The organism is Salipiger marinus, assembly GCF_035481585.1.
Taxonomy (GTDB): Bacteria; Pseudomonadota; Alphaproteobacteria; order Rhodobacterales; family Rhodobacteraceae; genus Salipiger; species Salipiger marinus.
Map to the genome: position 1 here is coordinate 202,035 of NZ_JAYKSL010000009.1, position 8,318 is coordinate 210,352.

General features: G+C 69.2%; 9 protein-coding genes and 1 tRNA gene. 5 read left to right on the plus strand and 5 right to left on the minus strand.

What is annotated here, in order from left to right; translation table 11 throughout:
* From VK682_RS14020 to VK682_RS14035, 4 genes are all read right to left on the minus strand, one after another.
* Window positions 1-375: a response regulator gene (locus tag VK682_RS14020; RefSeq protein WP_089846944.1), complete on the minus strand. Its 375-nt coding sequence runs from the start codon at window positions 373-375 to the stop codon at window positions 1-3.
* The gene (locus tag VK682_RS14025; protein WP_324782072.1) at window positions 372-656 is read right to left on the minus strand and encodes a hypothetical protein; all 285 of its coding nucleotides are present in this window, start codon (window positions 654-656) and stop codon (window positions 372-374) included. The genes VK682_RS14020 and VK682_RS14025 overlap by 4 nt, the downstream gene beginning before the upstream one ends.
* Before the next feature lie 270 nt (window positions 657-926).
* Window positions 927-1,000, minus strand: a tRNA-Cys gene (locus VK682_RS14030).
* A 127-nt stretch (window positions 1,001-1,127) separates the two neighbouring features.
* Window positions 1,128-2,105, minus strand: a complete 978-nt coding sequence (locus VK682_RS14035; RefSeq protein WP_230794205.1) for a calcium/sodium antiporter — start codon at window positions 2,103-2,105, stop codon at window positions 1,128-1,130.
* Between the two features lie 296 nt (window positions 2,106-2,401).
* On the opposite strand from VK682_RS14035, the gene osmF reads away from it, so the two are divergent.
* From osmF to VK682_RS14055, 4 genes are read left to right on the plus strand one after another with little or no spacing between them, the layout of a single operon-like run.
* The gene (osmF, locus tag VK682_RS14040; protein WP_230794599.1) at window positions 2,402-3,265 is read left to right on the plus strand and encodes a glycine betaine ABC transporter substrate-binding protein OsmF; all 864 of its coding nucleotides are present in this window, start codon (window positions 2,402-2,404) and stop codon (window positions 3,263-3,265) included.
* A 4-nt stretch (window positions 3,266-3,269) separates the two neighbouring features.
* Complete coding sequence (locus VK682_RS14045; RefSeq protein WP_324782073.1) at window positions 3,270-4,433, plus strand: ABC transporter permease; 1,164 nt, start codon at window positions 3,270-3,272, stop codon at window positions 4,431-4,433.
* A complete protein-coding gene (locus VK682_RS14050) occupies window positions 4,430-5,365 on the plus strand; it encodes an ABC transporter ATP-binding protein (RefSeq protein WP_324782074.1) in 936 nt (311 codons plus the stop codon). The genes VK682_RS14045 and VK682_RS14050 overlap by 4 nt, the downstream gene beginning before the upstream one ends.
* Entirely contained in the window at window positions 5,356-6,102 is a 747-nt protein-coding gene (locus VK682_RS14055) for an ABC transporter permease (protein WP_230794208.1), read from the plus strand. The genes VK682_RS14050 and VK682_RS14055 overlap by 10 nt, the downstream gene beginning before the upstream one ends.
* Before the next feature lie 7 nt (window positions 6,103-6,109).
* On the opposite strand, the gene VK682_RS14060 is transcribed toward VK682_RS14055, so the two are convergent.
* Complete coding sequence (locus VK682_RS14060) at window positions 6,110-6,379, minus strand: hypothetical protein (protein ID WP_324782075.1); 270 nt, start codon at window positions 6,377-6,379, stop codon at window positions 6,110-6,112.
* Between the two features lie 132 nt (window positions 6,380-6,511).
* On the opposite strand from VK682_RS14060, the gene VK682_RS14065 reads away from it, so the two are divergent.
* Window positions 6,512-8,318 (plus strand): PAS domain-containing sensor histidine kinase (locus VK682_RS14065; RefSeq protein WP_324782076.1); only part of this gene is annotated, 1,807 nt, incomplete at its 3' end.

Here is an 8,318-nt window from a genome sequence, read left to right on the forward strand (position 1 = left end):
CTACACCATATGGCCGGTCAGGCGGCGCAGCACGGAAACCAGCGAAGCGTCGTCGAAGGGTTTCACGATCCAGCCGGTGGCTCCGGCCGCTCTGGCGCGGGCCTTGAGATCGGCGCCGCTTTCCGTGGTCAGCACGATGATCGGCACCGTCGTGCGATTCGGGCCGCTGCGCAGGGTCTCGATCACCCCGAACCCGTCCATATTGGGCATGTTGATGTCCGTGATGACCACATCGGGCTCCACCTCGGAAAACTGCTCCACGCCTTCGACCCCATCACAGGCCGAATGATATTCGAAACCGGCACCTTCCAGCGAAACCCGAAGCAGGTTCCGGATCGTCCGGGAATCGTCGATGGCGAGCACTTTCGTCGTCATTGCATCGCGTCCTTGTCGAAATGGTCGGGGGCAACGCCGAGCCTTTCGAGCCCGGCGCGGAAGGTTGCGCTCGTCTCGATGAGCTGGAAGGGAACCTGCTCCAGCGCCCATTGCTTCTGGGCCACAAGCAGCAGCTGCAGGCGGTGGGAATCGAGCCGGGCAACTTCCCGTGCTGAAATGCGGATCGGCATGTGGCGGGCGCCGAGCAGGAAAGGCACAAGCGCATCCTCGCCGTTCCGGTTGCGCGCGGGTTCGAGAACATGAAGTTGAAGATCGGTCATCGCGGGTGGGGCACCTTTTTAGCGTCACTCTGCGGGGGCCCGGCGCAACCTCGGGCCGCCCGGTTGCCTCAGAGTGATACGCGCGGTGCATTAACAAAGCGTTCTGGCGCGACGGGATTCTGGACCGCATTTGCGACGGTGCCGCGGGGCAGGGGCCACAGCGGGCCTGCAGGCGGCGCAACGCTCCGGACGAAGCCCGAGGGCTTCCGGAGACATCGACAACAAAGAGGGGGAGGGTCAGGCCGAAACCAAGGAATGCCCTGAAACATATGGAGGCGAGTAGGAGAATCGAACTCCTGTACACGGATTTGCAATCCGCTGCGTCACCACTCCGCCAACTCGCCGTCCGATGTGGTAGGGCGCGTTTAGCTGATCGTCCGCGGGCGTGCAAGCGCTTCTGCCTGCGGCGGCGGGCGAAAGGCAGGGCGGGAGGGGCGCCGGGCTTTGGCGCCTCTCCCGGGGGCAGGCAGGTTAGGGCCAGATGGTCCAGACATAGGCGCAGTATCCCGCCAGCAGCACGGCCCCTTCCCAGCGGGCGATGCGCAGGCCGGTGGCCGCGAAGAGCACCAGCAGCAGCGACACGCCCACCATCAGCAGGTTGTCGAAGCGCACGATCTCGGGCGGGACGGGGGTGGGGGCGATCAGTGCGGTGGTGCCGCCGATGCCGAGGATGTTGTAGATGTTGGAGCCGACGATATTGCCGAAGGCCACGTCGCTCTGCCGCCGGATCGCCGCCATGACCGATGTCACAAGCTCCGGCATGGAGGTGCCGATCGCCACGATGGTCAGGCCGATCACCGTTTCGGGGATGCCGAAGGACTGCGCCAGCGTCACGGCGCCCTTGACCAGAAACGTGCCGCCCAGAATGACCATCACCAGACCGCCCACCGACAGCAGCAGCGGCAGCACCAGCCCGCTGCGGCGCGGCGTGCCCGGGATCACCGCCGGGTCCACGCCTTCGAACGCTGCTGCCTTCTCATGCACCGCGCCATGGGCGGTGCTGGCACTTTCCTGCCGGAAGGCCATCACGATATAGCCCACCAGCGCCAGCACGAAGACCGCGCCCACAACCCGGGTCATCGGCATCACGAAGGCCAGTCCGGCAAAGACTACGGCCACGCCCAGCATCACCATGGCATCGCGCCGGAGCGCCGAGGAGGCGACGGCGATGGGAAACAGGATCGCGGAGATGCCGACGATCAGCAGGATATTGGCAAGGTTCGACCCGACGATATTGCCATAGGCGATGCCCGGCGATCCGCCGAGCGCCGCCTGCACCGAGGTGACAAGCTCGGGCATCGAGGTGCCGAAGCCCACCAGCGTCAGGCCGATCACCAGCGGCGACACGCCCAGCCGTTCGGCGACCTGCACCGCCCCGCGCACCAGCAGATCGCCCCCGGCGATCAGCAGCACCAGCCCGCCGACCAGCGGCAGCCAAATATCCAGCATTCCAAGCTCCCCGTGCCGCGGCTCTGCGGCGGTCGATGATTTCGGCCTGCGGCTCTGGCCGCGCGCCCCGGGGCTAAGTGGCGCTGCGGACGGGAGGTTTCAATGCGCCGCCGCAGAAGATTGTCGCAGCTGTGTCCGAAGCGCCCCCCGATCACGGCACCAGTTGCCGCCGCGCCATTGCCGAGCGGGGCTGCGCCGCTACCTTCCCCGATCAAAGTTCTGCGAGGAGGCCCTGAGCCATGAGCATCAAGACAGTTTTTACCGCCCTCGGGGTTTCTGCCGGGATCACCGTAGGCATGACGCAGGCGGCGCTGGCCGACATCACCGTGTCGTCCAAGATCGACACCGAAGGTGGTCTGCTGGGCAACATCATCGCGCTGGCGCTGGAGGATGCGGGCCTGCCGGTGGAACGCCGCCTGCAGCTGGGTGGCACGCAGGTGGTGCGCGAGGCGCTGCTGGCGGGGCAGATCGACATCTATCCCGAATATACCGGCAATGCCGCGTTCTTCTTCAGCGAGGCCGACAGCGACGTCTGGAAGGATCCCGATGCCGCCTATGAGCGCGCCAAGGAACTGGATGCCGAAGCCAACGAGGTGGTCTGGCTGACCCCCGCGCCCGCCAACAACACATGGGCCATCGCCGTGACCGGCCCTCTGGCCGAGGAAAACAGCCTCTCCACCATGTCCGAGTTCGGCGCATGGGTCGCGGAGGGCGGCGAGGTGAAGCTTGCCGCCTCCACCGAATTTGTCTCGTCTCCGGCGGTGCTGCCCGCGATGGAGGAGACTTATGGCTTTGATCTCTCCGAAGACCAGACCGTGATCCTGTCGGGCGGCGACACGGCAGCCACCATTCAGGCGGCGGCGCGCGGCACTTCGGGCGTGAACGCGGCCATGGTCTATGGCACCGATGGCGGCGTGGGGGCCACCGGGCTGGTGGTGATGGAGGATGACAAGGGCGTGCAGCCGGTTTACGAGCCCGCGCCGATCCTGCGCGCCGCCGTGCTGGAGGAATATCCCGCCATCCCCGAGGTGCTGGGCCCGATCTTCGAAGGGCTGGACATGGCGACGCTGCAGCAGCTCAACGGGCGCATTCAGGTGGGCGGCGAGCCCGCCGAGGCGGTGGCGCGGCAGTATCTGACCGATACCGGCGTGCTGGACTGACGGCATGAGCCTGCGCAGCGGTCTGTCGCCGCCGGGGCTGCTGTTTGCGGTGCTGGGGCTTGGCGCCATGGCGCTGCCCTTCGCCACGCTCAGCGCCAACCGCATCGTGGCGGGGCAGGGGCTGGCGCTGTGGCAGGTGGCCGGACCATGGACCACGGCGGCGGCGCTGGCCGCCATGGCCTTGGCGCTGGGGCTTGGCCTGCGCGGCGGCTGGCCATGGGCGCGGCTCTTGGGCAGCCTTCTGGGGCTTGGCGCGCTGCTGGGGCTTCTGGGCCATGCAGCGCCCCGCCTGCTGGCCGAAGCGGGGGAGTTTGCCCGCGTCTCGCCCGCTGCGGGCGCGTGGTGCCTGCTTCTGGTGTTCATGATGCTGATGGCCGATGCGCTGTCGGTGCTGCGCCCGGGGCCTTGGCTGCGGCTGGGGCTGTTGGCGGGGGCGCTGGCGCTGCTGGCGGCGCTGTTTGCCTCCGGCCTGCTGGCGGATCTGTCGGTGTTTCAGGAATACCGCGCCCGGATCGAAGGGTTCCAGCGCGCGGCGGCGCGGCATGTGGCGCTGGCGCTTGGGTCGCTGCTGGCCGCAGGGCTGATCGGCTTTCCGCTGGGCATCCTGTGCCAGCGCCGCGCGGCGCTGCGGGCGGTGGCCATCCCGGTGCTGAGCTTTCTGCAGACCATCCCCTCGCTGGCCATGTTCGGCATCATGATCCCGCTGCTGTCCTGGGTCGCGGCAAGCGTTCCTGGCGCGCGCGAGCTTGGCATCGCGGGCATCGGCTTTGCCCCGGCCTTTCTGGCGCTGCTGCTGTATTCTCTGCTGCCGGTGGTGGCGAACACCGTGGCGGGGCTCGATGCGGCGCCGCGCGCGGCGGTGGAGGCGGCGCGCGGCATGGGCATGACGCCCGCGCAGCGGCTGCGCAGCGTGGAACTGCCGCTGGCGCTGCCGGTGATCCTTGCCGGGCTGCGCATCGTGCTGGTGCAGAATATCGGGCTGGCGGTGATTGCCGGGCTGATCGGCGGCGGCGGCTTTGGCACCTTCGTGTTTCAGGGGCTGAACCAGACCGCGACCGACCTGATCCTGCTGGGGGCGCTGCCCACCGTGGCGCTGGCGCTGGTGGCGGCCATCCTGATGGACATCCTGGTGGATCTGACCCGCCACAGCCCCGGAGAGGCAAGATGATCGAGATCGACCGCATCACCAAGGTCTATGGCGACACCACCGTGGTCGATGCCGTGTCCATGACGGTGGGCACCGGCACCATCACCGCCATCGTCGGCACCTCGGGTTCGGGCAAGACCACGCTGTTGCGCATGATCAACCGTCTGGTGGAGCCAAGCTCGGGCGAGGTGCGCATCAATGGCGAACCCACGCGCGACACTCCCCCGCATCTGCTGCGCCGCCGCATCGGCTATGCCATTCAGGGGCACGGGCTCTTCCCGCATCACACCGTGGCGCGCAACATCGCCGCCGTGCCGCGTCTGCTGGGCTGGCCGCGCGACAAGATCGCGGCGCGGGTGGACGAACTGCTGGGGCTCTTCGGGCTGGACCCTGCGGAGTTCCGCGACCGCTACCCGCAGGATCTGTCGGGCGGGCAGCAGCAGCGGGTGGGGGTGGCGCGGGCGCTGGCCTCGCGCCCGGATCTGCTGCTGATGGATGAACCCTTCGGCGCGCTTGATCCGATCATCCGCGCCCGTGCGCAGCAGGATCTGCGTGCCATCCAGCAGAAGCTGGGATCCACCATCATGATCGTGACCCATGACATGGACGAGGCCATGAGCCTTGGCGACCGGGTGGGGGTGATGGATGGCGGCAGGCTGGTGCAATACGCGCCGCCGCAGGACATCGTGGCGCGCCCCGCCACGCCCTTCGTGGCCGAGATGGTGGGCGAGGCGGAGCGTCCGCTGCGCTTTCTGTCGCTGATCCCGGTGCGCGATCTGGTGGAACCCGGCGAGGCGGAGGGCGCGCCGCTCTCCGATGCGGCAAGCCTGCGTGACGCGCTGTCGGCCTGCCTGCGCAGCGGGCGCGACGCGGTGCCGGTCACGCGGGACGGCGCGCCAATGGGCCGGGTCACGTTGGCGGCGCTGCGGCGCGAGGCGGCGCGATGCCCGTAAGTTACGGCACCCTCCTGCGCGCGGGTCTTGCGCTGCTGCTGCTGGCGCTGGTGCTCTGGCCGCAGGGATTTGCCCCGGTCTTTGCGCCCTTCGCGCCAGAGGGCGGGCCGGTGATCTACACCCGCGCCTCGCTCTTGTCGCTGTCTCTGGGGCATCTGGGGCTGGTGGCGGTGGCCACGCTGGCCTCCACCGTGGTGGCGGTGCTGCTGGCCATTCTGGTGACGCGGCCCGCAGGGGCCGCCTTTCGCCCGCTGTCGCGCACGCTGACCAATGTGGGCCAGACCTTTCCGCCGGTGGCGGTGCTGGCGCTGGCGGTGCCGGTGCTGGGCTTCGGCACCGGGCCCACGCTGGTGGCGCTGTTCCTATACGGGCTGCTGCCGATCTTTGAAAACGCCATGACGGCGCTGTCGACCCTGCCGCCCCGCACGATGGAGGCGGCGCGGGGCATGGGGCTCAACCGCTGGCAGCAACTCTGGCAGGTGGAACTGCCGCTGGCCGCGCCGGTGATGCTGGCGGGGATCCGGCTTTCGGCGGTGATTGGGCTTGGCACCGCCACCATCGGCTCCACCGTGGCCGCGCGCACGCTGGGCGAGGTCATCATCGCGGGGCTTCTGACCAGCAACACCGCCTTCGTGCTGCAGGGCGGGCTGATCGTGGGCCTGTTCGCGGTGCTGATCTATGACGCGCTGGTGCAGCTGGAACGCCGCCTGACCCCGGGCAGGCCGCGCCCGGCCTGAGCACCGCTTACCACAGCTGCGCGCCCCCGCGCGGGGCAGCCGCGCCGCGCGGCGGCAGGCCGATGTCATACCGCTGCGGGTCGCTCAGGCGGTCCATGGCCTGCGCCGCGCGGTGGCGGGCATCGGCGGCCAGCAGCGCCGCCACCAGCCTTGTCAGCCATCCGGACCGGTGCGGCACGCTCCGGGGCAGGGCCGCCTCCGGCAGGGGATCCAGACGCCAGCAGGCCGGGGCGGGCCAGTCATCGGCAAGGTCGGGGCGGGGGCTGGTGCGGGCCATGGGCTGTCTCCTGTCAGGCGGGACATCTTGACCCGCGTGTGATGCCGGGTAATCTGCGCGGATCCCGTCGCGGCCTGTGCGCGGGCGGGGCGGGGAAGTGTCGCGATTGTCGCAATGGCGCGGGAGCTTCGGTTGGCGGATCATCCGGACACACTCCTTGCCGCCATCGTGCGCAGTTCGCTCAACGCCATCATCGTCGTCGACGAGGCGGGGCGGGTGGTGGAGTTCAACCCGGCGGCAGAATCCATCTTTGGCCATCCGCGCGACGCTGCCATCGGCCGCTCCATCGCCGATCTGATCGTGCCGCCGCATCTGCGCGCCGCTCATCAGAACGGCATGACCCGCTACATGGCCACCGGCGTGCCGCATGTGCTGAACCGCCGGGTCGAGATCGAGGCGATGCGCGCCAGCGGCGAGCTGTTTCCGGTGGAGCTGTCGATCAGCGAAGTCCTGACCGGCGGTGCCCGCCATTTCGCCGCCTCGCTGCGCGATCTGACCCGCGAACGCGCTGCCGAGGCCGCGCGGGACGACAGCGAGGCGCGGCTGCGCGCCTTCATGGATCACGCGCCCATCGGGATGTATCTGAAGGACGGCGCGGGGCGCTACATCATGGCCAATCCGGAGTTTACCCGGGTGTTCGGCCAGCCGCTTGAATCCATCCTTGGCCGCAGCGCTGACGAGCTGCTGAGCCCCGAGGAATCGGCGATGGTGCGCGAGAATGACGCCAAGGTGCTGGAGACCGGCAGGCCGCTGGCGCTGGAGGAATATCTGGACGGGCGCGATGCCTATAGCTGGACGCTGGTGCTGCGCTTCCCGATGTGGTCGGAGGCGGCGCGCGAATGGCGGATCGGCGGGTTCGACATCGACATCACCCAGCTGAAGCTGGCGGCAGCAGAGGTGCAGCGCAGCCAGTGGGCCCTGCTGCAAAGCGAAAAGCTGTCCGCGCTTGGCAAGCTGCTGGCCGGGGTCGCGCATGAGCTGAACAACCCGCTGGCCGTGGTCAAGGCGCAGGCCGAGATGCTGCGCATGGAAACCGAAGGCACCGCGCTTGCCGCCCGCGCCAGCCGCATCGGGCGCGCGGCGGACCGCTGCGTGCGCATCGTGCAGACCTTCCTGTCGCTGGCCCGGCAGCGCCCGCCGCTGCGCGAGACCATCCGCCTGCATGTGATCGTGGAACAGGTGATCGACATTCTGGCCTATCAGCTGCGCGCCACCGGGATCGAGCTGCGGCGCCAGTTTGCCGCCGACCTGCCGCCCACCACCGGCGATCCCGATCAGGTGCATCAGGTGGTGATGAATCTGGTGCTGAACGCCCTTCAGGCCATGGAGCCGCTGCCGCCGGGGGCCGAACGTGTCCTGACCCTGTCGACGGGTCTGGGCGCGCAGGGCGCAAGCCTCTGGCTGGAGGTGGCCGATAGCGGACCGGGCGTGACCGAGGCGCTGCGGGGCCGCATCTTCGAGCCGTTCTTCACCACGAAAGAGCAGGGCAAGGGCACCGGCATGGGCCTGTCCTTTTCCCGCGCGATGATCGAAGGCCATGGCGGCACGCTGGAGGTGGTGCCGGGGCCGGGCGGGGCGCGGTTCCGGATCACCCTGCCGTGGATCGAGGCCGATAGCTCGCAGCCTGCCGCCGCGGATGCGACCCCGCCCGGTGCCGATGCGCGGCGGGTGCTGATCGTCGATGACGAGGCCGAGGTGGCCGAGGCGCTGGCGGATCTGCTGCGGGTGCTGGGGCACCGCGCCGAGATGCGCACCAGCGCCAGCGGCGCGCTTGCCGCTCTGGCCGCGCGCGAGTTCGACGTGATCCTTGCCGATCTGTGGATGCCCGACATGGGCGGGGCAGGGTTTCTGGAGGTGCTGGCCGCCACACATCCGCTGGCGGTGGCACGGCTTGCCTTTGTGACCGGCGATGTTCTGGGCGGCGGGGGGCAGGACATCC